General features: G+C 52.7%; 30 protein-coding genes and 1 riboswitch. Of the genes, 3 read left to right on the top strand and 27 right to left on the bottom strand.

The features are described from left to right. Positions 1-15 precede the first annotated feature (15 nt). Complete coding sequence (locus KZ483_RS03260) at positions 16-1515, bottom strand: alkaline phosphatase family protein (RefSeq protein ID WP_220351346.1); 1500 nt, start codon at positions 1513-1515, stop codon at positions 16-18. A gap of 227 nt (positions 1516-1742) precedes the next feature. Between KZ483_RS03260 and KZ483_RS03255 the strand changes: the two genes are divergently transcribed. Further along, a complete protein-coding gene (locus KZ483_RS03255) occupies positions 1743-2333 on the top strand; it encodes a spore coat protein (protein WP_220351345.1) in 591 nt (196 codons plus the stop codon). Positions 2334-2431: 98 nt separating this feature from the next. Here KZ483_RS03255 and KZ483_RS03250 read toward each other — a convergent pair whose 3' ends face one another. The 20 genes from KZ483_RS03250 to spoIIR form a co-directional block, all read right to left on the bottom strand. Beyond that, entirely contained in the window at positions 2432-2839 is a 408-nt protein-coding gene (locus KZ483_RS03250; protein ID WP_220351344.1) for a F0F1 ATP synthase subunit epsilon, read from the bottom strand. A 24-nt stretch (positions 2840-2863) separates the two neighbouring features. Further along, positions 2864-4282, bottom strand: coding sequence for a F0F1 ATP synthase subunit beta (gene atpD, locus KZ483_RS03245; protein ID WP_220351343.1), 1419 nt, complete (start codon positions 4280-4282; stop codon positions 2864-2866). A 261-nt stretch (positions 4283-4543) separates the two neighbouring features. Further along, entirely contained in the window at positions 4544-5407 is an 864-nt protein-coding gene (gene atpG / locus KZ483_RS03240; protein WP_309568637.1) for an ATP synthase F1 subunit gamma, read from the bottom strand. 71 nt (positions 5408-5478) lie between these two features. Next, complete coding sequence (gene atpA / locus KZ483_RS03235; RefSeq protein ID WP_220351342.1) at positions 5479-6993, bottom strand: F0F1 ATP synthase subunit alpha; 1515 nt, start codon at positions 6991-6993, stop codon at positions 5479-5481. Between the two features lie 17 nt (positions 6994-7010). Next, on the bottom strand, positions 7011-7559 hold the full coding sequence (locus KZ483_RS03230; protein WP_220351341.1) for a F0F1 ATP synthase subunit delta: 549 nt from the start codon (positions 7557-7559) through the stop codon (positions 7011-7013). Then, positions 7556-8038, bottom strand: a complete 483-nt coding sequence (atpF, locus tag KZ483_RS03225; protein WP_220351340.1) for a F0F1 ATP synthase subunit B — start codon at positions 8036-8038, stop codon at positions 7556-7558. Before atpF ends, KZ483_RS03230 begins: the two co-directional genes overlap by 4 nt. 103 nt (positions 8039-8141) lie before the next feature. After that, positions 8142-8363, bottom strand: coding sequence for a F0F1 ATP synthase subunit C (gene atpE, locus KZ483_RS03220; RefSeq protein WP_220351339.1), 222 nt, complete (start codon positions 8361-8363; stop codon positions 8142-8144). A gap of 105 nt (positions 8364-8468) precedes the next feature. Continuing rightward, positions 8469-9236 carry a F0F1 ATP synthase subunit A gene (gene atpB / locus KZ483_RS03215; RefSeq protein ID WP_220351338.1) on the bottom strand — a complete coding sequence of 256 codons (768 nt, stop codon included), beginning with the start codon at positions 9234-9236 and terminating at the stop codon, positions 8469-8471. Between the two features lie 9 nt (positions 9237-9245). Further along, the gene (locus KZ483_RS03210; protein ID WP_220351337.1) at positions 9246-9626 is read right to left on the bottom strand and encodes an ATP synthase subunit I; all 381 of its coding nucleotides are present in this window, start codon (positions 9624-9626) and stop codon (positions 9246-9248) included. Further along, positions 9619-9840, bottom strand: coding sequence for an AtpZ/AtpI family protein (locus tag KZ483_RS03205; protein ID WP_220351336.1), 222 nt, complete (start codon positions 9838-9840; stop codon positions 9619-9621). The genes KZ483_RS03210 and KZ483_RS03205 overlap by 8 nt, the downstream gene beginning before the upstream one ends. 187 nt (positions 9841-10027) lie before the next feature. Further along, entirely contained in the window at positions 10028-11176 is a 1149-nt protein-coding gene (gene wecB, locus KZ483_RS03200; RefSeq protein WP_309568636.1) for a non-hydrolyzing UDP-N-acetylglucosamine 2-epimerase, read from the bottom strand. Between the two features lie 45 nt (positions 11177-11221). Further along, positions 11222-11851 carry a uracil phosphoribosyltransferase gene (gene upp, locus KZ483_RS03195; protein WP_220351335.1) on the bottom strand — a complete coding sequence of 210 codons (630 nt, stop codon included), beginning with the start codon at positions 11849-11851 and terminating at the stop codon, positions 11222-11224. Between the two features lie 290 nt (positions 11852-12141). Further along, on the bottom strand, positions 12142-13170 hold the full coding sequence (locus KZ483_RS03190) for a glycine-rich domain-containing protein (RefSeq protein ID WP_220351334.1): 1029 nt from the start codon (positions 13168-13170) through the stop codon (positions 12142-12144). 356 nt (positions 13171-13526) lie between these two features. After that, a complete protein-coding gene (glyA, locus tag KZ483_RS03185; RefSeq protein WP_220351333.1) occupies positions 13527-14774 on the bottom strand; it encodes a serine hydroxymethyltransferase in 1248 nt (415 codons plus the stop codon). Between the two features lie 97 nt (positions 14775-14871). Further along, positions 14872-15510, bottom strand: coding sequence for a TIGR01440 family protein (locus KZ483_RS03180; protein WP_220351332.1), 639 nt, complete (start codon positions 15508-15510; stop codon positions 14872-14874). A gap of 12 nt (positions 15511-15522) precedes the next feature. Beyond that, positions 15523-15981 carry a ribose 5-phosphate isomerase B gene (gene rpiB, locus KZ483_RS03175; protein WP_220351331.1) on the bottom strand — a complete coding sequence of 153 codons (459 nt, stop codon included), beginning with the start codon at positions 15979-15981 and terminating at the stop codon, positions 15523-15525. 110 nt (positions 15982-16091) lie between these two features. After that, positions 16092-16174, bottom strand: a riboswitch (ZMP/ZTP riboswitch). A gap of 74 nt (positions 16175-16248) precedes the next feature. Continuing rightward, on the bottom strand, positions 16249-16827 hold the full coding sequence (locus tag KZ483_RS03170) for a low molecular weight protein arginine phosphatase (RefSeq protein WP_220351330.1): 579 nt from the start codon (positions 16825-16827) through the stop codon (positions 16249-16251). 31 nt (positions 16828-16858) lie between these two features. Continuing rightward, complete coding sequence (locus KZ483_RS03165) at positions 16859-17422, bottom strand: manganese efflux pump MntP (protein ID WP_220351329.1); 564 nt, start codon at positions 17420-17422, stop codon at positions 16859-16861. Between the two features lie 97 nt (positions 17423-17519). Further along, positions 17520-18689 carry an L-threonylcarbamoyladenylate synthase gene (locus tag KZ483_RS03160; protein WP_220351328.1) on the bottom strand — a complete coding sequence of 390 codons (1170 nt, stop codon included), beginning with the start codon at positions 18687-18689 and terminating at the stop codon, positions 17520-17522. A gap of 317 nt (positions 18690-19006) precedes the next feature. Beyond that, positions 19007-19795 carry a stage II sporulation protein R gene (gene spoIIR, locus KZ483_RS03155; RefSeq protein ID WP_309568635.1) on the bottom strand — a complete coding sequence of 263 codons (789 nt, stop codon included), beginning with the start codon at positions 19793-19795 and terminating at the stop codon, positions 19007-19009. 244 nt (positions 19796-20039) lie between these two features. Between spoIIR and KZ483_RS03150 the strand changes: the two genes are divergently transcribed. Both KZ483_RS03150 and KZ483_RS03145 read left to right on the top strand, forming a co-directional pair. Continuing rightward, complete coding sequence (locus tag KZ483_RS03150; protein ID WP_220351327.1) at positions 20040-20411, top strand: MerR family transcriptional regulator; 372 nt, start codon at positions 20040-20042, stop codon at positions 20409-20411. A gap of 2 nt (positions 20412-20413) precedes the next feature. After that, positions 20414-20734, top strand: coding sequence for a thioredoxin family protein (locus tag KZ483_RS03145; protein ID WP_220351326.1), 321 nt, complete (start codon positions 20414-20416; stop codon positions 20732-20734). Between the two features lie 129 nt (positions 20735-20863). On the opposite strand, the gene KZ483_RS03140 is transcribed toward KZ483_RS03145, so the two are convergent. The 6 genes from KZ483_RS03140 to KZ483_RS03115 all read right to left on the bottom strand — a co-directional run bounded on the left by KZ483_RS03140 (position 20864) and on the right by KZ483_RS03115 (position 26465). Beyond that, positions 20864-22108 carry a N5-glutamine methyltransferase family protein gene (locus tag KZ483_RS03140; protein ID WP_220351325.1) on the bottom strand — a complete coding sequence of 415 codons (1245 nt, stop codon included), beginning with the start codon at positions 22106-22108 and terminating at the stop codon, positions 20864-20866. Between the two features lie 62 nt (positions 22109-22170). Continuing rightward, positions 22171-23244: a peptide chain release factor 1 gene (gene prfA, locus KZ483_RS03135; protein WP_220351324.1), complete on the bottom strand. Its 1074-nt coding sequence runs from the start codon at positions 23242-23244 to the stop codon at positions 22171-22173. Positions 23245-23448: 204 nt separating this feature from the next. Beyond that, complete coding sequence (locus KZ483_RS03130) at positions 23449-23901, bottom strand: hypothetical protein (RefSeq protein ID WP_220351323.1); 453 nt, start codon at positions 23899-23901, stop codon at positions 23449-23451. Between the two features lie 162 nt (positions 23902-24063). Next, positions 24064-24339: a MoaD/ThiS family protein gene (locus KZ483_RS03125; protein ID WP_220351322.1), complete on the bottom strand. Its 276-nt coding sequence runs from the start codon at positions 24337-24339 to the stop codon at positions 24064-24066. Further along, a complete protein-coding gene (locus KZ483_RS03120; RefSeq protein ID WP_220351321.1) occupies positions 24329-25438 on the bottom strand; it encodes a WD40/YVTN/BNR-like repeat-containing protein in 1110 nt (369 codons plus the stop codon). The genes KZ483_RS03125 and KZ483_RS03120 overlap by 11 nt, the downstream gene beginning before the upstream one ends. 334 nt (positions 25439-25772) lie before the next feature. Then, positions 25773-26465 carry a hypothetical protein gene (locus tag KZ483_RS03115; protein ID WP_220351320.1) on the bottom strand — a complete coding sequence of 231 codons (693 nt, stop codon included), beginning with the start codon at positions 26463-26465 and terminating at the stop codon, positions 25773-25775. Between the last annotated feature and the right edge of the window lie 84 nt (positions 26466-26549).

Below are 26549 nucleotides of genomic sequence, written 5' to 3'. Positions count from 1 at the left end.
GCCCGGACAATCCGTTTAGCCGATTTTGGTCTTTCTCGTTTGCTTGCCTGCCGTCCCGAATGCGTCAACGAGCACCGGTCCCCGGCTGCTGCCTGGATAAGGCGCACCTAACAAGTAGCTCAAAGTCGGCGCGACAGACACTAGCGAATGCTTCTCTTCCACTTTTACACCAGCCCTTATTGCCGGCCCATACATAAAGAACGGCACATACCGTTCGCCTTCGTCCAGATGCCCATGGCCGCCAATTCCGTCGGCTTGTCCATGGTCGGCGCATACAATAAACGTTGCATTGTCCGCATAACCGCGACTTTCCAGCCAAGCGGCAAACTCTGCGATCAGCCGGTCCGCTTCTTCAATTTTCAACCGGTATTCGTCATACAGTGCTCCCATGCTGTGCCCGGTCTGATCTGTTGCTATGAACTGCACGACCAGCAAATCGGGGTTCTGCTCCGTCATAATAAGCTTCGCCCGCTCCATGATGTTACGGTCCGCTTTGTCGTTATGCATGACTGCCGTTACACTCTCTACATCGTCGCCCATGGAATCTATCAAATGCGCTATACCTAGAAGCCTGCCCCGCTTCCCTATCTTCCTCAGGCTATCGAAAATCGATTCCACCTTAATTCCGAGCTTCCATACCATATTCGATGTAATTCCATGCTCGCGCGGGTAAGTGCCGGTAAACATCGAAGAGAAGCATACGACGGTTCTCGCAGGATATACCGTCTCCATCTGGGTGTATTCCGTTCCCCCAGCCCGCCACTTCTTCAGGAACGGCGCATCCGCCTCCTCGAACCGGTCCTTCCGCATTCCGTCGATCACAAGCACGAATACCTTTTCGCTCAGCGCCTGCTCCGGTACATCAGCATTGTTGGTATATGTCTGAATTTCTTTAGGCTTCCAGTCAAACAAATTCCGATGCAGGATCCAAGCGTATAGAGCCAGTCCAATTACAAAAAACGTATACGTTCCCCAGGAGAAACTCCCCTCCGGCCCGGCACCCCCGGACAGCCACCGTCTCCCCGCCACATCCACGATAAACAGCAGGAGAAGAAACTTGGGCATCTGTTCCTGAGCATTGCCGCTCGTCGAGTCGCTGTTCTTCAGCACCAGTTTCCAGAACCGTTTGAAGTTCCACCATGATGTCCCTATACGGAGGTGATAATAGAACGTCCCCCAGAAGTAGATCGTGAAGAATAAGAATAACGCCAGCGCCGACCCGTACAGGCCAAGATCAAGCGGAGCTTCCCGCCACACCACAAGCGCTGCAACCACCGGCAGCCACAAATAATTTCTTAAAAAAAGCGGAAAATCAAAAATAAAATAAAGCGCGAAAACCGGAAGCGCTGCAAGAAGACCAATTCCAATCGATGCCCAAAACAATGGGTCGGACCATTCCCGCATATGATAAAGCGCATACGCACCCACAACAAAGATCGGCGTAAACGGCCGTCCCTCGTTTAATAAATTCCAGCAGCGCGCCGCGACAATTTCAAAAGCTGACGCCTTCTTCATAAAAGATTAACCGTCCCTTCACCTGATGCCATACAATATTGAGAACCATTATCACTCAGTACAGTATAGACCGCATGGGGGAGCGCGTCAAATTTTTCACCGTTATGAACAGGACTGCCCCATTCCCTGCGTTTTTTTCTCGAATAAATGAATAATTTGTTCTTTTTTAGAAGACAATGGAAAGGTGTTGATGCAAAACTAACTTAATCGGAGGACTGTAAAAGGACATGAATACACTTGGAGCACATGAGGTATTAGAGCTGCACGAAGTTTTAAGCGATGCAATTCATGGATTGAACACAATGAAGCTTTATCGTCCTTATGCCAGAGACCAACAATTACAGGCGATGATGGACAGGCACATCAATGCATTGACGATGGAATATAACAACATGGTCCAGATTGCCAATCAACAGGGCGCTGCTCAGGCTATACCCGCTCGGCGAACGAATGTGGGTGTTACTATGAACAGGTCGTTCCAACCTGAGTACGGATTGCGTAATCCGCAAACTCAAGCACCGGCAATGAGCAGTGAAGAAATCGACGATGTTGATGTCACCATTTGTGTAGTGAACTGCCATAAGCAGACGGCTTCTTTAAAGATGAAGGCCGCACTTGAAATGGCTAATCCAACCCTTCGCGGTATGATGCAAGCAGCAGCTAACTCTTCTGCCGATATGGCTTACGAAGGATTCCAATACGCTAACCATAAAGGATATTATCAGGTACCGACACTTAAAGATACGACGACAAACACCTTTATGAATTCATATGGAACTGCGCCAATGACACAAATGAATCAACCTGGTATGCAGTAAGAGACCCCGTGTCGACATATAATTAGATCAAATCTAAGCCTAATCAAATAACGCCGCCATACGAAATCGTATGGCGGCGTTATTACTTGACATTCAGTCTATCCGTTGAATCGTTCTTTAACTTCCAAGCGATTCATTGCGCGCTGCAAAGCAAGTTCAGCACGGCGGAAATCATACTCATCGCGTTTTCCGCTCATACGCTGCTCAGCCCGCTGCTTTGCCGATAGTGCCCGATCGGGATCAATGTCACCCGGCAATTCGGCGCTTTCGGCCAAGATTACGACTTTGTCCTTGCGGACTTCGATAAAGCCGCCATGCACGGCGACAGCTTCCTCGGAGCGGTCTTTCTTTATGATAACCGGAGCAATCTTTAGCGGCGTAACAAGCGGAATGTGATTCGGTAATATTCCCAATTCGCCTTCCTGCCCCTTGACGATCACCATATTGACTTCCTCAGCGTACACTTTGCGCTCAGGCGTGACGATTTCTAATAAAAAGGTGCTCATCCGGATACCTCCATAAGCGGCGATTTAGAGCCCTTGTGCGAGCTTCTTCGCCTTCTCGACAGCTTCTTCAATCGATCCGACGTTGTGGAAAGCCGGTTCTGGAAGATCGTCGTGCTTACCTTCAAGAATCTCTTTGAAGCTGCGTACGGTGTCTTTAACCGGTACATAAACGCCCGGGATACCGTTGAACGCTTCGGCGACGTGCAGCGGCTGCGACAGGAAAAGCTGGATCCGGCGCGCGCGCAGAACGATCAATTTATCTTCCTCGGACAACTCGTCCATACCGAGGATCGCGATAATATCCAGAAGCTCTTTGTAACGTTGAAGCAGCTTTTTAACGCCTTGCGCAACCTGGTAGTGCTCTTCGCCCAGAATTTCAGGCGCGAGAATCCGGGAGGAAGAAGCGAGCGGATCAACCGCCGGGAATATACCCATCGCTGCGATGTTACGTTCCAGGTTAGTCGTTGCATCCAAGTGGGCGAAAGCAGTTGCCGGAGCCGGGTCGGTATAGTCATCGGCAGGAACGTAAATCGCCTGAATAGATGTTACGGAACCCTTTTTGGTCGATGTAATCCGCTCCTGCAGTTGGCCCATTTCAGTTGCCAGTGTAGGTTGGTAACCAACCGCTGAAGGCATACGGCCGAGCAATGCGGACACCTCGGAGCCCGCTTGCGTGAAGCGGAAAATATTATCGACGAACAGAAGCACGTCCCGGCCTTCTTCGTCACGGAAATATTCAGCCATCGTCAGACCCGTCAACGCAACGCGAAGACGCGCGCCAGGCGGTTCGTTCATTTGGCCGAATACCATCGCTGTTTTGGCAATAACGCCGGAATCGCTCATCTCGTGGTACAGGTCGTTCCCTTCACGGGTACGTTCGCCAACGCCGGCGAAAACCGAAATACCGCCGTGTTCCTGCGCAATGTTGTGAATCAATTCCTGCATGGTAACGGTTTTACCAACGCCGGCGCCTCCGAAGAGACCGATTTTACCGCCTTTGGCGTATGGCGCCATCAGGTCGATAACCTTGATTCCCGTCTCCAAAATTTCCTGCTGTGTCGACAGGTCTTCAAACAGTGGAGCCGCACGGTGAATCGGATGTGCAATCGAACGATCCACATCGCCGTTATTATCGATCGGTTCGCCGAGTACGTTAAACACACGGCCAAGTGTAGCCGGACCTACCGGTACGGAGATCGGAACGCCGAGGTCAACGGCTTCCGTCCCTCTGACGAGACCGTCCGTTGAAGACATGGCAACGCAGCGCACCATGTTGTCGCCAAGGTGAGTGGCAACTTCGACGGTCAAATTAATGTCGCGTCCATTCGCATCTTGAGCTTTCTTTTCAATCTTTATCGCATTAAGGATGTCAGGCAATTGACCATTCTCAAAAGCAATATCGACAACCGGTCCTGTTACCTGGACAACATGCCCCTTGCTCATTTATGTCCCTCCTTAAAGTTTTGTGAAGCGCTACTTACATACTAGGCATCACAACAAAACTCACTTCGAAAGCATAAGCTTAGTTTTGTGAAGCGCTACTTACATACTAGGCATCACAACAAAACTCACTTCGAAAGCATAAGCTTAGTTTTGTGAAGCACTACTTACACACTAGGCATCACAACAAAACTCACTTCGAAAGTATAAGCTTAGTTTTGTGAAGCGCTACTTACATACTAGGCATCACAACAAAACTCATTATTACTGCTGAGCGTTCGCTCCGCCGACAATTTCCGCAATTTCCTGTGTGATGGCAGCTTGCCGCGCGCGGTTGTAGGTAAGCGTCAAGTTCGCGATCATCTTCGTCGCGTTCTTCGTCGCGTTCCCCATAGCTGTCATCCGTGCTCCGAACTCGCTTGCTTTACCCTCCAGAATGGCGCTGTAAATAACCGTTTCCGCATATTTCGGGAGTAAAACATCCAAGACCTTTTCCGGTGAAGGCTCATACTCGTAATTAGCTTTTCCTCCGGTTAATTGTTCCTGATCGAGCGGGAGCAGACGTTTCATGACGGGAATCTGGGTGATGGCATTGAGAAACTGGTTATACACAATGTAAAGCTCATCGTAAGCGCCGGTTTCGAAGCCCTTCACCGCTGATGCCGCAATTGATTTAATGTCGCCAAATTTCGGAGAGTCCGATAGCCCGGTCGTTTCTTCCGAAATGGAAATATTGCGTCGTTTGAAATAATCACGGCCTTTTCGTCCGATGACGAATATATCGTATTCACTGGCTGACTTATGATTCTCCTGCAGCGCAGTCGCTACTTTACGAAGCACGTTAACATTATATCCGCCGGCAAGTCCCCGGTCTGAAGTAATGACCAGATATGCCGTCCGCTTGATTTCGCGGCTTCTCAGCATCGGATGTTTAACCTCGCCGCCTGAACCGGACGCAATGCTCGCCACCACTTCTTTAATCTTATCGGTATATGGTCTCGCTGCTACTGCGGCATCCTGCGACCGTCTGAGCTTTGCTGCCGCGACCATTTCCATCGCTTTCGTAATCTGCTTCATGTTCTGCTTGCTTTTGATCTGGCGTTTGATTTCGCGCATTCCCTTAGCCAATTGTTGTCACCACCTTATTGCCGGGATTGACCCTTCGGACCAAACCCGGCTATTCCGCACAGGACGATATTTTAAGCCGATACAGCAAAGCCTTTTTTGAATGTGTTGATTGCTTCAACAAGTACTTTCTCGTTGTCGGAAGTCAAATCTTTAGTATCCCGGATGGAAGTGAAAACTTCCGGCTTGTTCGCATCTACGTAAGCAAGGAATTCCGCTTCGAAACGACGGATATCCTGTACAGGAATATCGTCAACATGGCCTTTTGTCACGGTGTATAAAGAAACGACCTGGCGCTCTACCGGCAGCGGCTGGTTAACGCCCTGCTTCAGAATCTCAAGCGTTCTCTCACCGCGGTTCAAACGGGATTGAGTCACTTTATCAAGGTCAGAGCCGAATTGGGCGAACGCCGCCAGCTCGCGGTATTGGGCCAAATCAAGCTTCAGCGTTCCCGCAACCTTTTTCATAGCTTTGATTTGAGCCGAGCTGCCGACACGGGAAACGGAGTTACCGACGTTAACCGCCGGACGTTGACCAGAGTAGAACAAATCGGACTCAAGGAAAATCTGACCGTCCGTAATGGAAATTACGTTGGTCGGAATATATGCGGAAATATCTCCAGCCTGAGTCTCGATGAACGGCAGTGCAGTAAGCGATCCGCCGCCGAGCTCGTCATTCAGCTTGGCTGCACGCTCAAGCAGACGGGAGTGCAGGTAGAATACGTCGCCCGGGTAAGCTTCCCGGCCCGGAGGACGACGGAGCAGCAATGACAGCTCGCGGTAAGCCGCGGCCTGTTTCGAGAGATCGTCGTAAATGACAAGCACGTGTTTGCCGTTGTACATGAAGTACTCGCCCATTGAACAGCCCGTATATGGCGCAATGTACAGCAATGGGGACGGCTCGGACGCGCTCGCGGTCACGATGATGGTATAATCAAGGGCACCTTGTTTGCGAAGCGATTCAACAACGCCGCGAACGGTCGACTGCTTCTGACCGATTGCAACATAAATGCAAATTACTCCGTTGCCCTTCTGGTTAACGATCGTATCGATAGCGATTTGTGTCTTACCCGTTTGACGGTCACCGATGATAAGTTCCCGCTGGCCGCGGCCGATCGGTATCATGGCGTCAATCGCTTTAATTCCCGTTTGCATAGGCTCGAATACCGATTTACGGGCCATAACGCCCGGCGCCGGAGATTCGATTGGACGTGCTTTTGTCGTGTTGATCGGGCCGTTGCCGTCGACCGGCTGCCCGATCGCGTTAACGACGCGGCCAAGCAGTTCTTCGCCGACCGGTACTTCCATGATGCGGCCGGTTCTTTTCACTTGGTCGCCTTCACGAATATCCGTGTATGGTCCCATAATAACTACACCGACATTGCTTTCCTCAAGGTTGAGGGCCATGCCTATGACGCCGTTTGAAAATTCGAGCAGTTCGCCCGCCATTGCATTTTCGAGCCCATGAACGCGAGCAATACCGTCACCGACTTGGATGACCGTACCGACATCAACGACTTGAATCTCGGATTTAAATTGTTCGATCTGTTGTTTAATCAGCGTGCTGATTTCATCAGGTCTGATACTCAATTCCGCTCACCCCTACCCTAGAATGCTTGAGTTTTCAATGATTTTTCCAGACGTGAAAGCTTACCCTGCAGGCTTCCGTCATACAGACGGTCGCCAATGCGCACCTGCACACCGCCGAGCAGAGCCGGTTCCACGATTTGTTCCGCAACGATTTTCTTTCCTGCGATAGCACCGAACTGCGCTTCAACCTTTGTCAGCTCTTCAGCTGTCAATAATTTGGCGGTATACACGGTTGCACGTGCTTGACCAAGCGCTTCTCCCGCTACCTTTGTGTAAGCTTCGTATACGTCGCCGATCACGCCATGACGGCCGCGCGAGATAAGAAGCTCCAACGTGCCCAGAACCATAACCGACACTTTATCGGATAATGCGCCTTTAATGAGAGCAACTTTCTGCGATGTCTCAATGTTCGGAAAGCTTAAGAACTTAATGATCCCCGCATCTTTCGTAAGCGCCTCTACGACGATTCTCAGCTCCTGCTCGACATCGGAAATTGCATTATTCTGTTTCGCAATTTCGAACAATGCCTTGGCGTAGCGCTTCGCTACAACGCTGCCGCGGCTCATTTGCTTCCAACCTCTTTCAAGTATTGGTCAACGAGCTGCTCTTGCGATTTCTCATCGATTTGCTTCTCGATGATCTTGGAAGCGATCATGACGGACATGCCGCCAACCTGGCTGCGCAGTGCAGCAATCGCTTTATTCTTCTCGCTCTCGATATCTTTGACCGCTTCGTCTTTCAAACGGTTAGCTTCGGATTTAGCAGTTTGCATAATATCATCCGCTTGCTTGGAGCTGGTCAGTTTCGCTTGCTCTATGATGTCATATGCTTCTTTACGAGCTTGCTGCAGTGCCTGCTTCTGCTCTTCAAGGTGCTCAGCGGCTTGTTTACGGCTGTCTTCGGCCGACTTTATTTGATCTTGAATCATCTGTTTGCGCTGCTCCATAATACCAAGCAGCGGTCCGAATGCATATTTGCTAAGCAGCCAGTACAACAAAGCGAATGCAACAATTGTAAATACAGTCGATTCCCATACAAAACCCATAGTCGACACTCCTTTCCACAAACTGACTTACTTCATTGTTGCGCCAATCAAAACGAAGGCGTGGATGGCTTTAGGCCAACCCCGCCAAACCGTTATATGGAAATTAAGCTCCAGCTCCGAAATAGATAAGGAAACCGATAACAACGCCGATAATCGGAACAACCTCGACGATACCGACACCGATAAACATCGTTGTTTGAAGCGTACCGCGAAGCTCAGGTTGACGGGAGATACCCTCTACTGTTTTACTTACGATAAGACCGTTACCGATACCTGCGCCTAAAGCACCTAAACCAATTGCCAAAGCTGCTGCCAAAAATTCCATTTTGAAATCCTCCTATATTTTAGGTTTATTTTTGTTGTACATGTATATGTTGACTCCCGCCGAAGGCATTTGAACATTCGGAAGCTCCGGGAGCTTATACCTGATTTAGTGGTCCTCTTCATGCACGGTGGCTTGAGAGATATACACCATAGTCAATATTGTAAACAAGAACGCCTGTATCGCGCCGACAAACAAACTGAATCCCTGCCAGACGACAAGCAATGGAATGCCTACTACATGAAGCATCAAAATTGTTGAAATCAGTACCTCGCCCGCAAAGATGTTCGCGTATAAACGCAGCGCAAGCGTGAGCGGTTTCGATAACTCCTTCAGCACGTTAAGCGGGAAGAAGAACCAGAACGGTTCAAAATAATGTTTGAGATAATGCTTTCTGTTCAGCATTAGACCAAGCGTATGAATCATCAGAAAAACGATTAACGCAAGTCCCGCCGTAACAGACAGATCAGCAGTCGGTGACTTCCACCAAGCGATGTGCGCATGGCCTCCGTCCTTAACCAACTCCTGTTCGGAAACGATTACACTCCCTGCAATCTCAAACTTCTCATGATGCTCTGTTATCACACCGAATGGAAGTCCCAAAAGATTTGATACAAAAATGAACATGATGAGGGTTAATCCCAAGTTAATGTAATGCTTCGCTTTGCTTAGCGGCATCGTACTGGAGATTGTGTTGTGAACGAATTCTACGACCCATTCCATAAAATTTTGCAGCTTAGAGGGGTTGTGTACCGATAAATTACTTACTGCCGCTCTCGCCAAAATAAAGACGACCAAGCATGAAACGATGATAGCGATCCAAGCGGAGATATCGATGTGAAATCCTCCGACATCTACTATCGGAAATATATGCATACTTTGTTTTCACCCCTTTCCGCGGTACCGCTTTGAATAGGTTACTGCCGTAATCAGAAAAGCCGCTATCTGTACATAAAAAGCTGAAGATAATGTAGCTGCTACATCCAGATGCCCGGGAAACTTGTGTGCAATCATGACGACTAACAGTACGGTAGAGAGTCTTCCTGCCAATCCGAGGCCCATCTTTCTTACCCCGGTACCAGCCACCGCTTGACCAATAAATTCAACTCGCCGAAGCAGTAACATTCCATTGAAGAGACTGGCAGCACAGCCTAGCACAATTCCGGCCGCAATCGTCTTTAAGGAAGGAAAGAATACCCATGCCACCACACAGAGTGACATCATATAAAAAGCCGATCGCATTGCTTTCTTAAAGATCTCATTCATCGGTGTCCTCCAATACGACCTTAACCAACAAGACGCAGGACAGAATACCTGCGGCCAAGCCAACGAGCACTCCGCCGATTATCCAGCCTTGCGATTCGCCGATTAAATTGCCGACAAAATAGCCCAAGAAAATGCAAATTGCGAAGTTGAGACCCATTGCGCCTACCAGCCCTGCGGCCCGCCACGGGTTGTCTCCCATACCTTTTTTATTCATGGCTTTTACCTCTGCCAATCCTTATACATTTTATCGAAGCGACATCGTGTTTGTCAATTGATATAAAATCAAACAGTTTGTGAACACGAATCCCAAAACCCTTGTGATTCAAGGGTTTTGGCGACTTACAAACCGTACAGTGGCACTGTATGCTGTAGTGTTTGGTTTATATGGCCGCCATCTTAAACTATGAACGTTGTGTGAACGCCTCGGGACGCTCGTCCCGTCTGCCAAAATGATGCAGAATCGCCTGCACGATTCGAACCGATGCTTGTCCGTCGCCGTAAGGATTCGCCGCTTGACTCATCCGTTCATACAGGGCGGTGTCGGTCAGCAGAGCCCGCGCCCGGTCATACACTACCGCTTCATCGGTTCCAACGAGCTCAAGCGTCCCCGCTTCTATGCCTTCGGGCCGCTCTGTCGTATCGCGGAGCACCAATGTCGGAACACCGAAGGAGGGGGCCTCTTCCTGGAGCCCTCCGGAGTCCGTCATGATCATATGCGCATGCGGATAAAAATTATGAAATTCGAACACATCAAGCGGTTCAATCAGCTTGATTCGCGGATGTCCGCCCAGAATTTCGTCAGCCGGTTCGCGGACGGCTGGATTCATGTGAACTGCATAGACGACCGCTACATCCTCGAATTCGTCGGCAATGCGCTTTACGGCACGGAAGATGTTGCGGTGAGGCTCGCCAAGCGCTTCGCGGCGGTGCGCCGTCATAAGTATCATCCGTTTTCCCTTCGCCCACTCTATCACCGGATGCGAGAACGATTTATCCACCGTGTATTGGAACACATCCGTAGCTGTATTACCCGTGATATAAACAGATGTATCAAGTTTATTCTCCTTGCGCAGGTTGTTTGCCGACCAAGCCGTCGGGGCGAAATGCACATCGGAGAGGACGCCGGCAAGCTGCCGGTTCATTTCCTCAGGGTAAGGCGACATCTTGTTCCAGGTGCGAAGGCCTGCTTCGACATGCCCTACCTGTATCTGCTGTAAGAACGACGCATAGCTGGCAAGGAAGGTCGTTTGCGTGTCGCCGTGAACGAGCACGATATCGGGCTTTGATTCGCGGAGGATAGGCTCAAGCCCTTCAAGCACGCGAACCGTAGTCTCAGTTAACGTTTGACGCTCCTTCATGACGTTAAGGTCGTAAGCCGGTTCAATTTTAAAGAAGTCGAGTACCTGGTCAAGCATCTGCCGATGCTGAGCCGTAACGCAAACCACGGATTCAATTTCTTCCGGATGCTTTTGCAGCTCCAGTACGAGCGGCGCCATCTTGACGGCTTCCGGCCGTGTGCCGAAAATGGTCATTACCTTCAGTTTAGCCAATGAATGTCACTCCTATTATAAATTGGGGCGAATCCGGTCGATTCGCTACTTGGTTCCGTACATGCGGTCGCCCGCGTCGCCGAGTCCCGGTACAATATAGCCATGGTCATTAAGCCGCTCATCAAGCGCCGCCAGATAAATGTCCACATCGGGATGCTCCTTGTTAATTGCCTCGACGCCTTCAGGCGCGGCGATCAGGCACATCAGCTTGATCTGGGTGCACCCGCGCTTCTTCAACGTCTCGATGGCCGCACAGGCGGAACCCCCGGTTGCGAGCATCGGGTCGATGACGATCAGCATCCTCTCAGTGGCGTCGGAAGGGAGGTTGACATAATATTCAATCGGTTCGAGCGTTTCCGGATCCCGGTAAAGGCCGATATGCCCGACCTTGGCAGACGGAATCAGCTTAAGCATACCGTCAACCATCCCAAGCCCCGCACGCAGTACGGGAATAAGGCCGAGCATCCGTCCCGAAATCACTTTTCCGACTGCTTCGGTGACAGGGGTTGAAACCGTCACCAATTCAAGGGGAATATCCCTTGTTATTTCATAGGCCATCAACGTTGCCACTTCATCTACCAGCTCGCGAAAATCCTTCGTGTTGGTTTCTTTGTCTCGAATATGTGTCAGCTTATGCTGAATTAGCGGATGGTCGCAAATCGTCAATTTGCCCATATGTATCACCCTCCTGTGAACGCTTTGTGGCCGGCGGGACTCCCCGTTTTTTTTACAATTGAATCACAATCCTGTCTATTATAGCATCGGATGCGGCATTCTGCACATGCCGCATATTCCGCTTATTTCGCAGACGCCAGGCAGCTTGTATGACCCTGCAATAATGAATGAACCGGCAGCTCCATATGGCGGAACTGCCGGATGATTAGTTTTTATTCTCGTATCAAGTTTCAGTCAGCCGAGCTGAATACCGGATCCCGGCCGATTAAACTACGAATTGAAGTTGATGCTTATTCCCCGCCTCCCCCGCAGCTTCCGCCTCCGCCTCCGCCGCATGAAGAACCGCCTCCTCCATCGCCTGTATTACCGCCGCAGGAGGACCCTCCCCCGTCGTTGCCACTGCCATTATTATCGCTGCTGCATACAAAGGAGGAGCCGCAGCTGCTGTTCGACTCGTGCCTCTCTTTTGTTTGTGCATCATCCATTTGATTATGGAATTGATCGGTCGGCAGCATCGATGAATAGAATAGCGCGCCGGATAGAGCTCCGGTCATAAATGCAGGATCGTTCCATTGCGAGCGATAACCGGAACCCAATGCTTCGTCGTGTTTGCCGCTGCGGGCGCCCAAAGCAAGCATTTTACCACGGTTAATCAAATAATCTATTGTATCGTTTAAATCAGTGAAGGCTTCGGCCGCTTTCCCGTTAAAATACAGCCGGCGCAGCTCTTCGCGTTCCATCCGCTCCAGCTCTTCCATTCTTAGGCCCGGCATCGGAGTCCTGTAAAACGCCCCCCACGTCCGATCGCTGTCCGGTGTCCGGGCAAACAGCTCTCCATATACCCAATCAAACCATGCCCGCTCGCCCGAATCCGGCTTCACGCCCGCCGCATGCGGCGCATGATGGATGAACCCGCCGCAAAGCTGCCTGCAAAACTCCTCATATTCCCTTGTAAACATGAGCATTTCATGCCAGACATCATCAACCTTCTCACTGTACATCGGAACGCCGCGCAATACCGCGCACATCAGGAAATAGCGCTTGAGCTCAAACCACGTCCACTGCCACTGGTCTTCGCGTAAGCCCGGCTTATTCTTGAAGACGCGGTCCTTGATACGCGCTTCGAAGTCGGCGGTCAGCGCCGCTTCAACGCGCTCCGCCGCAGACCGGGCAGGGTGTCCCAGAGGTACGCCAAGCGCTTCCGGCGGCTTTCTTGCCAGCATTTTTTGATAAGATGTACGCGAACGTGTAGAGCTGCTGCCGAATGACCGCCTGCCCGCTTGCATAATAATGAGCATAAAACCGATGATTATTGCCATGCCAATTAAGAAACCAAACACCGCTCCACTCATCTTCTCGCCACCCGCTATATTTGTTTTGCTTCATCATACCATGACCCTCGGTAGGCTTACAGCCGTTTAATGTAAAATTAAGGGTCTACAGGATATCAGCGGTCATTTCCTTTTATGGAACGAAAGTATCATGACTATTAATATGTTGCAAAACGAAATCATCAGCGTCAAAGCTTGGGATACATCCATGGCGAGACCTCCCTTCCGGGAGACTAGCAGACCGCCCCTTCGATCTCGAAACGATATCTGTTCCATTTAAAAAAGACTGCTTCGCTTAAAGTCCGTGACGGACAGCGAGGCAGTCTTCCTTTGTGCTGCAAAGTTTAGTAGGTCAGTTCAGGATAAAGCGGGTACTGCGAGGTCAGGTCGCTGACCATGCCGCGGGCTTTGGCCAGCACCGCTTCGTCTTTCGGGTTCTTGAGCGTCATTGCAATAACTTCGCCAATGGTCTTCATTGCATCCGCACCCATACCGCGCGATGTCGCCGCAGGCGTTCCGATCCGGATTCCGCTTGTGATGAACGGACTTGTCGGATCGAATGGGATCGCGTTTTTGTTCACGGTAATTTGGACGGAATCGAGCACATGCTCAGCATCTTTACCGGTTATGTTCAGGTTGCGCAGGTCAATCAGCATCAAATGATTGTCCGTTCCGCCGGAAACGAGATTGATTCCTTGCGCCGTCAGTGAATCGGAGAGCGCTTTGGCATTGTCGATCACGTTCTGCGCATAGGTCTTGAACGATGGTTCCAGCGCTTCGCCGAAAGCGACCGCTTTGGCCGCGATGATGTGCATGAGCGGTCCGCCCTGGGAGCCTGGGAACACCGCTTTATCAATAGCTTGCGCCCATGGCTGACGGCAGAGGATCAAGCCGCCGCGCGGTCCGCGAAGCGTTTTGTGCGTCGTCGTCGTCACGAAGTGAGCATGCGGCACCGGATTCGGATGGAGCCCGGCGGCAACAAGGCCGGCGATATGTGCCATATCGACCATGAACAGCGCGCCGATATCATTAGCGATTTGTCCGAGCTTCTCGAAATCGATCGTGCGGGGATACGCGGATGCGCCTGCCACGATCATGCGTGGACGATGCTTGAAGGCCGCTTTACGCACTTCTTCGTAATCGATGGTGAAGGTGTTCTCGTTAACGCCGTAAGCAACGAAGTTGTACAGAATACCCGAAGCGTTAACCGGACTTCCGTGCGTCAAGTGGCCGCCGTGAGCCAGATTCATTCCGAGTACGGTATCACCCGGCTTCAGTGCAGCCAGGTAAACGGCCATATTGGCCTGAGCGCCGGAGTGCGGCTGCACGTTGGCATGCTCCGCGCCGAACAATTCCTTCGCACGGTTGCGCGCGATATCCTCGGCGATATCGACATGCTCGCAGCCGCCGTAGTAGCGCTTGCCCGGATATCCTTCGGCATATTTGTTCGTCAGCACCGTACCCATTGCTTCAAGCACAGCCTCGGAAACAATGTTCTCCGATGCGATAAGCTCGATGTTGTCGCGCTGACGCTGCAGCTCAAGTCCAAGCGCCTTTACCAGTTCGGGATCTTGCTTGCGTAAATGTTCCATCGTTTTATTGTCCTCCTTAGATTTAACGCCGCAATCGATGCATACCAATTGAGAGCGAAGGTTTATAAATGTTTCATTTTGCCGCAGTGCCGTAATTCTATTCGCATGTGCCGCCCGGGGCCTCCGGAGTGCCCGGCTTAATGCCCGCTGTACCGTCAGCGGCGTAAATACCCGCCTCCTCCGGCGTATAAACGGCCCGGATGCCGCCGATGAGCTTGGGTCTGGTATAAGCCATGGTCAGATGTGCTGCGCCGATTGAACGAATCGACGGCCGCACCGGAACCGCTACGCGCCGCAAATGCATGCCGATGAATGTGTCGCCGATATCGATGCCGGCATGCGCCTGAACCGTCTCGGTCAAGCATGCGTCAGTAAGGTGCCTGTATGCGTATGCGGCCATTGAACCGCCCGCCCTGGGCATCGGAATGGCGGATACAAGCTCAAGCCCATACCGCTCGGCTGCCTCCCGTTCCATGACGAGCGCCCGGTTGAGATGTTCGCAGCATTGAAAGACCGGGTAAAACCCGATTTCCCGCCTCACGGCATCGATACCGGCATAAATCGCTTCTGCCGACTCAAGCGTACCGGACGTTCCGATTCTTTCTCCCAGAACCTCGCTCGTGCTCACGCCGACGACAAGCAGCTGCTTCGCCTGAAGTCCGGCTGCGGCAGCCAGCTCGCGGACAACCTTCTCGACATCGCTTGCCAGACCGTCCAATCTCAGCATTACGCTCATCGCCTTCCTTTATTAAGGATGAATGGCATATTTGGCTTCCAGCTGCATTACTTTGCCGACGCGTCCGACATGACGTTCAGCATGCGAGAACGGCGTCTCGAGCCAGATGCGCACAATCTCCTGCGCAACGCCCGGACCGACAACCCGTTCCCCCATGGCCAGAACGTTCGTATCGTTATGCTCGCGCGTCGCTTTAGCCGAGAACATATCGTGGACCAGCGCACAGCGGATGCCGGGAACCTTGTTGGCGGCAATCGACATGCCGATGCCCGTCCCGCAAATAAGAATGCCGCGGTCGGCCTGCCCCCCTGCAACTCTTTCGCAAACCGGAATCGCATAATCCGGGTAATCTACCGACTGCTCGCAGCTGCAGCCGAAATCCTCGATTTCGTGACCGAGCGAACGGATGACCGCAACGAGCTCTTCTTTCAAGCGGTAGCCGCCGTGATCGGCGCCGATGGCGATTTTCATACGAATGAACCTCCCGGGTGTGACCGCCTTGTTGGCGGAATTTGTCGTTCTTATTATACCTGATTCCGCCGTAAAAGACGAAAAAAGAGCATGACGCGCTTACGCACGCTGCTCTTTGCCCAGGCGACCGGCCGTATGATCCGATGCTCCACCGTGGTTTGATCCACTTTCGTCGCCAGTCACATCGGAAACCGTCTTTTGTTGCTTTCATCATACCGGATTGGCGTCTGGAAATCAATCGGTTCGATGACCGGAAGAGGAGAAAATTTATGACCGTTCCAGCTTGTCCAGCAGCTTCAGCAGTGCATCCTCGATTTCAGCGGCACTGTGCTCGTACATGTCGATTGAACCGCCGAACGGATCGGCGATGTCAAAGCTGGGAATACGCTGCTCGAGTTCAATCAGACGGCTCCGCTCTTCGCTTGAAAGCTGCTGTCCGAGCGCCTGCTTCATCTGCCACTCGCTGTAGAGTGCCTCCAGTTCGGAAATATCGTCAATAACGGTTTTGTCGCTGCCTACGAATTCCTTAAGTGTGTAGGTTTTATCCACAGCCTGGGGGAAACGCTGGAGCAGGTCCCTTTTATGAGTGGTCGTCATGGTCAAGATCAAGTCAGCCCAGATCACTGAGCCGCCATCGAGCGCAGTCGAATAGCCTGAGACAGGAACGTTCCGGTGCTTCAGCACCCTCACCGCGTGCAAGGAAACAGGCAGTCCGTCGACGGTCGAAACACCGGCCGAACGCACCTCAATCTCCCGGCCCCGTTCTCTGGCCAGCTTCCGCAGCATCGCTTCAGCCATTGGCGAACGGCACGTATTGCCGGTGCAGACGAATAAAATCCGTTTCAAAACGCTCGCACTCCTTCTTATTGTAATCAGATCAGAACAGGAATAACAATCCAAAAGTTAGCAAAATAACACCGCCGCAAGCCTCCCCGAACTCTCCGAGACTTCTGTTGACCCGTCTTCCGATCAGCAAGCCGAGAATGGATAGAAGCCCGCCTGTGAAGCCGAACAGCAGCACCGTTAATAGCACATCGGCCGCGAACATTCCGAGGGAAATGCCGACGGAGAACGAATCGATGCTTACGCTAAGCGCGAACAACAGCATGCCCCATGAAGTTCTGTGGTCGATTGGACTGGCGGCTCCGCCGCCCCGAAATGAACTGTAAATCATATGCGCACCAAGTAGAAGCAGCAGCCCGCCTGCGGCATTGGTCGCCAAGCCACCGAGCAAGGTGCTGACGTATTTGCCCGTAACCATGCCCATCAAGGGCATGAATATATGAAAAAGTGCGATTAAAGTGCTCAGTTTTAAGACGTCGCGAAGCCGGATTCCCCTCAATCCAATGCCGATGCCGAGTGAAAAAGCGTCCATCCCGAGCGCCAGCGCGATGATGAGAAGCGTTAGCAGCTGGCCCGTCTGCATGCCCGCATCAATCATCCGTGTCCCCCCCTGTCCGCATTCTTCTCCAAGCATATGCGGACAAGAAGGCAAACATGACCCCTGGTCACAGAGGAGGTAATCCGGAACGCTCTCGTTAAACGCGAACGATAAGGTGAGCAGCGGCTTTGGCGACCCGGTTCATAAAAGCGTGCCCGATGCCCTGCTCCGGACAGGACTCCGCCCAAATACGCTGCACGCCGTTGTCGTCAAAGGACCGCAGCGCGGCGTATAAGCCCTGCGCAGCCGTTTCCAGATGTGCGAGACTGCCGACTACCGCAATATGGTCGGCGTCATATAGGTGAGCATGCTCCGTGAACACGAGTACGCCTGTGCGCTCACCGCGAGCACGAGCGGTTCGGACTTCCCCTTGAATATATGCGGAGGCGGCTGCAGGCTCACCCTGCACAAGCTCCATGATCCCCCTTGGGGCGTAATGGGCATACTTCATGCCTGGCGAGCGGGGCGCCGAATGCGCAAGCCTGCCGCCCGGAAGCAAAATGGCCGGCCCAATATCGGCGATCCTTCCTGCGTCAGGTGCAGCAGCCGCAGCCGGAGCGGCTTCACGCGCCGTGCTTGCGCTTTGACCGGGGGCCGCGACCTCGTCGTATTCGATCCGCGGCACCACCTCCCGCAGATCTTCCGCCGTAACGCCTCCCGGCCGCAAAATACGGAGAGCACTCCCGCCATCGATAATCTCGACGACGGTTGACTCCAACCCGACACCCGCTGCGCCTCCATCTATTACTGCATCGATTCGTCCATCTAGGTCATCCAGCACATGGGACACCTCTGTCGGACTGGGCCGACCGGAGCTATTGGCACTCGGAGCAGCAACCGGACAGCCGGCAGCCGCAATTACAGCAAGCGCCACTGGATGCGCAGGCAGCCGCACGGCCACAGTATCGAGTCCCGCTGTAACATGCGGTGACACTACACCGGGCCGGACCGGAAGAACAAGCGTCAGCGGCCCCGGCCAGAACCGGTCCATAAGCCGCCTCGCTATCCCGCTGTACGGTAGAACTAGCGGGTCAAGCTGCGCTCTGTCCGCGATATGAACTATAAGCGGATTGTCCGTGGGACGCCCTTTCGCTTCGAAGATCCGCTGAACCGCAGCATGGTCGCAGGCGTTGGCACCTAACCCGTAGACGGTTTCCGTCGGAAACGCGACAGTGCCGCCTTCACGCAGCAGCCGCCCCGCTTGAGCGACAGATTCACTATCCGGATTTGCGGGGTCTATGCGCAGCGTTATTGTTTTGCTTATCATGTGGAAATCCAACCTTAACGTCAAGTAATGGTAACATCTTCGTTTATTATAACATACCCTTACCTCGGTTATCTGCTTCAGTCCGGGACAATACTATTCGGATTTCGTTAAAGAACGGTGCGAATCGCTGCCGCCAGGCTTAAAAGTTAAAGGGGCGCCCGAAAGTAGATAAGTCTACCAAGGACGCCCATATTCTGTGACCAATCCGCCTTTATGTCTCAAAAGTAGCCGAAACAGGTTTGCTGTGCCCGCTCGGCTGATGAATATAAGAGCTATCTCTTCGCAGTACGTGCAGTTCCCTATGTGCATTGCCCTCATCAACTGAACAAATTCTTGAAGAAATGAACGACGGACTGGATGATCTCCCATAAGAAAAATTTCACTTCCGGCGCTTGCCCCTCTTGCGCTGAGCCATTCGCTGCCTTTTGCTGCTCAGCCGATTTGTCTGTGACTGACTGCTGTGCCTTATCGTCCTTGGACAGCTTTGCGTCGGCGCTTGCCGTAACGGCTGTCGTTGCCTGCGCCGATGCTTCCCCGCTAACCGCATCCACGAAGCAGAGCGGCGGGAACAGCACGCACCACCAGTTTTGCCCCTGCGCGCTTCCCAGCGAAATTCGGAGCGCTTCATAATTTCCGGCGGGATATACCTCGCTGCCGTATATTTTGGTCGGGAACGGTACAGTGCCGAGCTCCGCTTTGAAGCTGTATGTGAAGCCGCGCTTACGAAGCTCATCCCCGATAACACGCTCGATATCGGCCATATGTGCGCGAATTGTCGCTCTCGCTTCCACGATCGTTTGGGGTCCGGCGACCCAACTGTCGATTTCGGATACTACCGCATCCCGGACATGACGTTTTAGCGCTTGGTCGGCTGCACTGTCTGAATTGGCCAGGATACGCAGACGAATTGATTCCCTTGGAATGCTGCTGCCTGCGACTGCAGCGTCAACCCGCTGGCTTTCCCAGCTCATAAGCAGAATGGCAATGGCAAGAACGAGATAACCGTACGACTTGCGGTAAGGAAAACGGGAATAAGTGCGAATCATAACGACAAGCTCCTTTTCGGCACCCGTCGGTGCGCTCGGCTTGCGTTCCGGAACGATCATATTCCAAGTATGTCCGCACTATGAATCTTTAAACCTCTTATTCTATGTAAATTTAAGAGAGCCGGGCAGGAGCATCAGGTTAGCAAGCCGGAGAAGAATTTGCACGAAGACACTGGGATTTTGGGCTTGCGCACCCGATTTCCGGTGGGAGTTGCATGAAGCTGAAATTCGCGTTTGTCACTTGACTCTAACATTAATGTCAGGGTTTATAATTGGAATATCACCGAAAGGAGGAAGTGAATGCTTGAAAATCGGAGAACTTGCTTCACGCACCGGAATCAGCATCCGCTCGCTGCGTTATTATGAGCAGCAAGGATTGCTTTCGCCGGTCCGTCATGAGAACGGCTACCGCGACTATTCGCCCCTCGCGGAAGAGCAAGTGCGCACGATTCAGCTGTACCTGGGCCTCGGGCTCTCCACGGAGCAGATTGCCGGCTTTCTCAATTGCGTCTTGATGAACAAAGAAGCGTTCTGCAAAGAAGTGCTTCCGATTTACCGGCAGAAGCTGGAGGAGATCGACAGCCAGATCAAATTGCTGAACAATATAAAGTCCAACCTGGAGGACCGCATCCAATCGATCCTGGAGGAACAACCAATCGGCGAAAAGGAGAAATAACAATGGGCATGAACCACATTAGCGATAAGACTTTTGATGGGAGCATACGGGAGGAAGGAGTAACCCTCGTTGACTTCGGAGCGCCCTGGTGTCCTCCGTGTAAAGCACTTGTCCCGATCCTGGATCAATTAGACCGCGACAACGGGGAACGGATTTCCATTCTGGAAGTGAACTGCGACGAATCGCCGGCGCTCGCCGGTAAATATGGCGTCATGTCCCTGCCGACAATAATCCTCTTTCACAATGGAGTGCCTGTTGAAAAGATAGTCGGACTCAGGCCGTTAAACGTCTATCAATCGTTGGTCGCGCGATATGTGCAGTAAAGAGACGGGATGCGCAACTATATGCGAATAGTGTGACAACAATATACGACAGCCATAACGAAAAGCAACCAAAAAAAAGGCACTGCATAAACGAATGGTCGAATCCGTTAATGCAGTGCCTTGCCTTGCCTATATTCGATTATTTACTGCTATAACATGCCGCTCGATTCCGGCGTAATCGTTGATGATCATAATCTCGTCCCACGCTCCGAGCGCCTCGAGCATGCCCGCCACATCGCGGGCCTGGCCCATCCCCAGCTCAAAAGCGACTATCCGAGGCATGACCGCGAGGAGCGGGAGCTGCCCAAGTATACGGCGGTACGGATCGAGCCCATCCTCGCCGCCGTCCAGAGCAAGCCGGGGCTCATGGTCGCGAACCTCGGGCTGCAGCCCTGCAATGTCTCCCGCCGGGATATACGGCGGGTTCGAGACGAGCACATCGATCCGCAGCCCGGCCGGGCCGCCGCCGCCGGGAGCGCCCGGGTCAGCCTCGCGCCACAGCTGGAACGGCGCGAGCAGGTCGCCCTGCACGAACGCCATGCGCGCTGCCGCGCCATGGCGTTCCGCGTTCGCGCGGGCGACAGCCAGCGCGTCCGGCGACAGATCGGACGCGCATACGCGCCATAGCGGACGCTGCGCCGCAAGCGTCACGCCGATGGCGCCGCTGCCGGTGCCGACGTCAAGCACTGTCGGCACTTCGCAATCACGCGCTCCGCTTCCGGTGATGCCATCGCCGGCAGCCCACACCGGCCCATCGCTTTCACTCACGCCGATTCGCGCCAGCCCGCTTCCGCTTGGGCCCATATGGACCGCTCCGCTCGGCCCGCTTCCTGCGGCTCCGCATTCATCCGGACCCTCGCGCGCCGCCCCGCTCGGCCCGCTTCCAGCCGCGCCGCTTTTACCTGCGGCGATTCGCGCCGATCCGCCCGGTCCGCTTTCGGGCCCGCCAGCGGCGGCACCCGCGGCGGCCTTCGGCCACAGCTTGTCGGCGGCGGCCAGTACGGCCTCGACGAGCAGCTCGGTCTCCGGCCGCGGGATAAGGACGGCAGGCGTCACCGCAAACGGCAAGCCGCAGAACCACTGCTCACCGGTCAAATACTGCACAGGCTCACCGGCGGCCTTGCGCGACACGAGCCGCTCCCATTCCTCCGTCCGGTCCGGCGGAAACGGGTCACGCCAATCGCGCAGCAGTGCAGCCCGCTCCAGCCCGAGCAGATGCATGAGCAGCCGCTCGGCATTGGCTCTCGGCTCGCCGACGCCTCGCTGCTCCAAAAATAAAGAAGCCTGCACGCAGGCTTCCCCAATCGTCAATTGCTGTCCGGTTAATCCGGCACGAATGCTGAAGGAACCGGAGCCTTCCTTGCTGCGCTCCATTATCAGCGCCCCTCTCTCTGTTTCAAACGAACCTCTTTGAAGCCCGCACTAGCCATCAGCGATTACTGCTGATTATCCCGCTCCATCAACTCTGCCTGCGCGGTCAGCGTTAAAGCATTGATGATTTCTTCCATGTCTCCGTTCATAACGGAATCCAGCTTATGCAGCGTCAGGCCGATACGGTGGTCCGTAACCCGGCTTTGCGGGAAATTGTACGTCCGAATCCGCTCGCTGCGGTCGCCCGTACCGACCTTGCTTTTACGCTCGCCGGCGTATTTTGCTTCTTCCTCCTGCCGGCGCATATCGGAAATACGCGCGCGCAGCACCTGGAGCGCCTTCGCCTTGTTCTCGTTTTGCGACTTGCCGTCCTGACATTGCGCCATAATGCCGGTCGGAACGTGCAGCACGCGCACGGCCGATTTGGTGGTGTTGACGGATTGTCCGCCTGCGCCGCTTGAACAGAAGGTATCGACACGTATATCCTTATCGAGAATCTCGACCTCGACCTCTTCAACCTCCGGCATAACCGCCACCGTCGACGTGGAGGTATGAATCCGCCCGCCCGATTCAGTAACCGGAATACGCTGAACGCGGTGAGCGCCGCTCTCGTATTTCATTTTGCTGTAAGCGCCCTTGCCGTTGATCATAAAGATGACCTCTTTGAAGCCGCCGAGGTCGCTTTCACTGGCTTCCATCAGCTCTACCCGCCAGCCTTGGGAGTCTGCATACTTCATGTACATCCTATACAGGTCTGATGCGAACAGTGCCGCTTCATCGCCTCCGGCCGCGCCGCGGATTTCCACGATGACGTTCTTGTCGTCGTTGGGATCCTTCGGCAGCAGAAGCAGATGAATACGCTCCTCCAGCTCGGTCTTGCGTGCGGTCAGCTCTTCGAGCTCCATCTTGACCATTTCGCGCATCTCATCGTCCAGCTTCTCGGCCTGCATCGCCTTCGCATCTTCGAACTGGCCCGAAACTTCCTTGTATTCCGTATATGCTGCGTAAGCTTCCTGCAAATCAGACTGTTCTTTCGATAAGTCGCGCAGCCGCTTCGGATCGCTTGCCACATCCGGATCGCATAACAGCTCGCTTAATTTATCATACCGATCAGCAAGCGCCTGTAAACGGTCCAACACTGCCATTCACCCCTATAGTTAATATATGATCTCGCCAAAAATGTCGTCTTACTATTATAACATAACGCGAAGCATTCCATAAACGTGACTTTTTTGGATGGTTAACATTAACCATTGGGTGAACCGGCGCGCTGGCAAGGCAGCGAAGGAAACGGCTGTGAACGTCTGTTTATCTTGGCTCACAGAGCGCTCACCTCATGAATCTCATGAGTTTGGCCATGAGAGATTCAATAGCTTTCCAACCTCTTGAGCCGTCTCTGAGTTCAACTTGTAAAGATAGGTTTTACCCTCCTGGATCGGCGCAATCTTCATTTCCCGATTCTCATCATCAACCCAGACGAAATACGATTCTATTGCTTCATGTTCCACTGCCGGGTCATAGTGCACCTGGAGAAAATAGTCCTCATCCGGAGTCCGGTTCGGTGTAATCGGGTACAGGACTTCAGTAAGCCTGTCCGCTTTTTCTATCGCGTTTATGAATACGGATATTTGATCCGGTTGTTCAAAAGCCTTGCTATACCCATCTTTCTTGGTTAGCGAAACGAATTGTATATGGTCATGTCCCGCTGACAGAGAAAGCTCATTATCTTCATTGCATCCTGACAACAAAGCCGTTATTAATATTACAGCCAGCAATATTGCAGCAAGCTTGTTCACTATCGCTCCTCCTGTGTCTCTTTTGCCATGATGCCGTTCATTTTAACAAAAAGAGCCAACCGGCAGCACCTCCCGGTTGACCCTTATCATTATACCGCTGTCAAGGCGCTGTTCGGTGTGAAGCTATGCAACCTTCCCGTCCCCGTGACGAATGGGTGCCCCTCAACCGCCGGACACCGCCTGCAGTACCATCAGCTTATCTCCTGTCTGCACCGGTATCCGATAATGCTCCAGCCATTCGATATTGCTGTCGTTGTAATAAATAAGAACATGCTGCCGGAGCTTCCCTGCCTCCGTGTAGAGATGCTTCCTCAGAAGCGGGTAAGCCTCGAACAGCCGCTTCATCGCTTCCTCCAGCGTCCCGGCTTCCAGCATGAAATAATTTCTCCCGCCAGTGCAATCCGTGAGCAGCGAGGGAACGCTCACCTCAATTTGCATCTTCGCCTTCCACCACCCATGCCTTGACCGACAAGATCCGGGAAAGCTGGCCCGGAAGCCGCTGCCAGTTCACGCCCCGGTCCAGCGAACAGAACACCTCGCCGGACGTGGTGCCGAAGTATAAGCCATACGGCTCCAGCTTGTCGGCGTCCATCGCATCCCGCAGCACGTTGACATGCCGCTGCTCCTCCGGTACGACATCGCCGACCGGCCGCCATTCGGATTCGTCCCGATGCCGCCGGTATACAAGCATTTTGCCGTCCTTCATCGTCCGCTGCTCGGAGCTTTCAAGCGGAATCAAGAACAAGTCTCCGTTCTTCGACACGCAGATCGGAAAGCCGAAGGGGCTGTCCCCTTCCTTCATGGTCAGTCCTTCTTCGATCGGGTACCAGGAGTCTCCGCCGTTCTCGGATTTAAACACGCCGCAATGCTCCTGCATATACAGGATATCCGCATTGGCGGGGTCGAACGCCATTTTATGAATGCAGTAGCCGACTTCCGGATACGGTTGACCGGTAGGCACGCGTGCAAGTCCTTCGTTGCGCGTCTTCCATGTTTCTCCGCCGTCATCGGACCGGAAGACGCCGACTGCCGACATTGCGACCCAAATGCGCTGCGGATTATTCGGGTCTACGAGAACCGTGTGAAGGCACATGCCGCCTGCGCCTGGAAACCAGCCCGGTCTTGACGGATGCTTCGTCAGTCCGTCCAATTCTTTCCAGGTGAGTCCCCTGTCACGGCTGACAAACAGCCCGGCTTCCTCCACCCCCGCATACAATGTATCAGGCTCGGACGGAGCGCCCGGAGCGATTTGCCAAATCCGGTTCAAGCTGAAGCCGCTTTCCTGCGAATAGCCCGGTCCTTCTTCAATCTGAGTCCAGGTTTCCCCGTTATCGTCGCTATAGCGGATCGTAGCGCCATAGGCGGCGTGAGAGGTGCCTGCGAACATGCGCACGCCCCCTCGGTCTCCATAGACGCTGTACGCTTCCCAGCCGTGCAGGAAAGGACCTCTAAGCGACCATTGCTTTCTCTCCTCATTCGATGCGAAGACGAAGACTCCTTTATCCGTACCGACAAGAACATTCACTCGTTTCCCCAAAATAATCCTCCTTTGTATTCGTGCCAACTCACGAAACCCAGCGATTACCAGTCATTCAAAATGTATCAAAGAAAACGTTTACAGTCAATGATGAGACGGTTTCTTGCACCTGTTTTAAACAGACGGACCGGGTTGATTATTCCGCCAATGGACCCCCTCTCGTGAAGAATGCTTCATTTATTAATCCAACTTGGTAATAGTTTCATAATAGCACACATGTTCGTGTTTTTGCGATAAAAATATTCCCTTCTGCTTGAGCTAATATCTCAGCCGACAAATGGTGTTGGATACGCATGTCCCGGTTCTGTGGGGAACGGGTCTATTGATGCTTACATCAGTTAAGTCTAAAAGAGCGAATAATTTTATCGATTGTAGCCTCAGGTACGTCTACCGTGCTGAAGTAAAATCCGAATGATCGTTCAAGGTCTTTAATAGCGATGAAAACCTTGGTCTCGTCATATTTCCAATTCGGTTCCATATCGGCAGCCGGCTTCGTCCATAGAAGTCTGATTTGATATACTTGAATATCGGTGCCTTTTATCGGAATGACTTTTTCAAGTTCTTTAAATCCGGTCTGTTCAACATGATTGCCGATATAGTGTTCCATCGCTTCACGGTTGAGATATTGGAGGACCTCGGTGTTTCCGACGATTAACCGGTCCTGTACAAACTCCAACTCTCCGGCGATGATCCGATAGTTCCATGCTTTCGGAATATAAACCGAATAACACGGTCTATCAATTTTTTGATAATCGGAGTAATCGGTAACGAGTACCGGATCCTGAGTAACCGGTACCTCAGGACATTTTGGAACCGCTTCTTCGGCCGGTTGTTCCGCCTTTGCAGTTCGTTCTTTTATTGCGTTTAATTCTTTTTCAAGTTTTATTATGATTCGGTCCTTCTCCGCCAGCGCGTCCCGACTAACATTTTCGTCCGTAACGGCACCCTTTCCAAGGGTATCATTAGTCGTCGTGCAGCCTGTCGCAACCAGCATAGCAAGTAAAAGTAAATATAGAATACGTTTCATAAGAAGCCGCCTCCAAGATCTATGTTAGTTCATGAAAAATAGCAAACAGGGAATATCCCCTGAGAGAGTTATCCCCTGTTTGCA

The organism is Paenibacillus sp. sptzw28, assembly GCF_019550795.1.
In the GTDB taxonomy this organism is placed as follows: Bacteria; Bacillota; Bacilli; order Paenibacillales; family Paenibacillaceae; genus Paenibacillus_Z.
This window is presented reverse-complemented; position numbering and strand designations above follow the sequence as displayed.

Coding starts and splice junctions, on each gene's coding strand:
- KZ483_RS03260 (WP_220351346.1), bottom strand. CDS start 1,515: ATGAAGAAGGCGTCAGCTTTTGAAATTGTCGCGGCGCGCTGCTGGAAT.
- KZ483_RS03255 (WP_220351345.1), top strand. CDS start 1,743: ATGAATACACTTGGAGCACATGAGGTATTAGAGCTGCACGAAGTTTTA.
- KZ483_RS03250 (WP_220351344.1), bottom strand. CDS start 2,839: ATGAGCACCTTTTTATTAGAAATCGTCACGCCTGAGCGCAAAGTGTAC.
- atpD (WP_220351343.1), bottom strand. CDS start 4,282: ATGAGCAAGGGGCATGTTGTCCAGGTAACAGGACCGGTTGTCGATATT.
- KZ483_RS03230 (WP_220351341.1), bottom strand. CDS start 7,559: ATGAGCCGCGGCAGCGTTGTAGCGAAGCGCTACGCCAAGGCATTGTTC.
- atpF (WP_220351340.1), bottom strand. CDS start 8,038: ATGGGTTTTGTATGGGAATCGACTGTATTTACAATTGTTGCATTCGCT.
- atpE (WP_220351339.1), bottom strand. CDS start 8,363: ATGGAATTTTTGGCAGCAGCTTTGGCAATTGGTTTAGGTGCTTTAGGC.
- atpB (WP_220351338.1), bottom strand. CDS start 9,236: ATGCATATATTTCCGATAGTAGATGTCGGAGGATTTCACATCGATATC.
- KZ483_RS03210 (WP_220351337.1), bottom strand. CDS start 9,626: ATGAATGAGATCTTTAAGAAAGCAATGCGATCGGCTTTTTATATGATG.
- KZ483_RS03205 (WP_220351336.1), bottom strand. CDS start 9,840: ATGAATAAAAAAGGTATGGGAGACAACCCGTGGCGGGCCGCAGGGCTG.
- upp (WP_220351335.1), bottom strand. CDS start 11,851: ATGGGCAAATTGACGATTTGCGACCATCCGCTAATTCAGCATAAGCTG.
- KZ483_RS03190 (WP_220351334.1), bottom strand. CDS start 13,170: ATGGCAATAATCATCGGTTTTATGCTCATTATTATGCAAGCGGGCAGG.
- glyA (WP_220351333.1), bottom strand. CDS start 14,774: ATGGAACATTTACGCAAGCAAGATCCCGAACTGGTAAAGGCGCTTGGA.
- KZ483_RS03180 (WP_220351332.1), bottom strand. CDS start 15,510: ATGAGCGTAATGCTGAGATTGGACGGTCTGGCAAGCGATGTCGAGAAG.
- rpiB (WP_220351331.1), bottom strand. CDS start 15,981: ATGAAAATCGCCATCGGCGCCGATCACGGCGGCTACCGCTTGAAAGAA.
- KZ483_RS03165 (WP_220351329.1), bottom strand. CDS start 17,422: ATGATTGATGCGGGCATGCAGACGGGCCAGCTGCTAACGCTTCTCATC.
- KZ483_RS03160 (WP_220351328.1), bottom strand. CDS start 18,689: ATGATAAGCAAAACAATAACGCTGCGCATAGACCCCGCAAATCCGGAT.
- spoIIR (WP_309568635.1), bottom strand. CDS start 19,795: ATGATCGTTCCGGAACGCAAGCCGAGCGCACCGACGGGTGCCGAAAAG.
- KZ483_RS03145 (WP_220351326.1), top strand. CDS start 20,414: ATGGGCATGAACCACATTAGCGATAAGACTTTTGATGGGAGCATACGG.
- KZ483_RS03140 (WP_220351325.1), bottom strand. CDS start 22,108: ATGGAGCGCAGCAAGGAAGGCTCCGGTTCCTTCAGCATTCGTGCCGGA.
- KZ483_RS03125 (WP_220351322.1), bottom strand. CDS start 24,339: ATGCAAATTGAGGTGAGCGTTCCCTCGCTGCTCACGGATTGCACTGGC.
- KZ483_RS03115 (WP_220351320.1), bottom strand. CDS start 26,465: ATGAAACGTATTCTATATTTACTTTTACTTGCTATGCTGGTTGCGACA.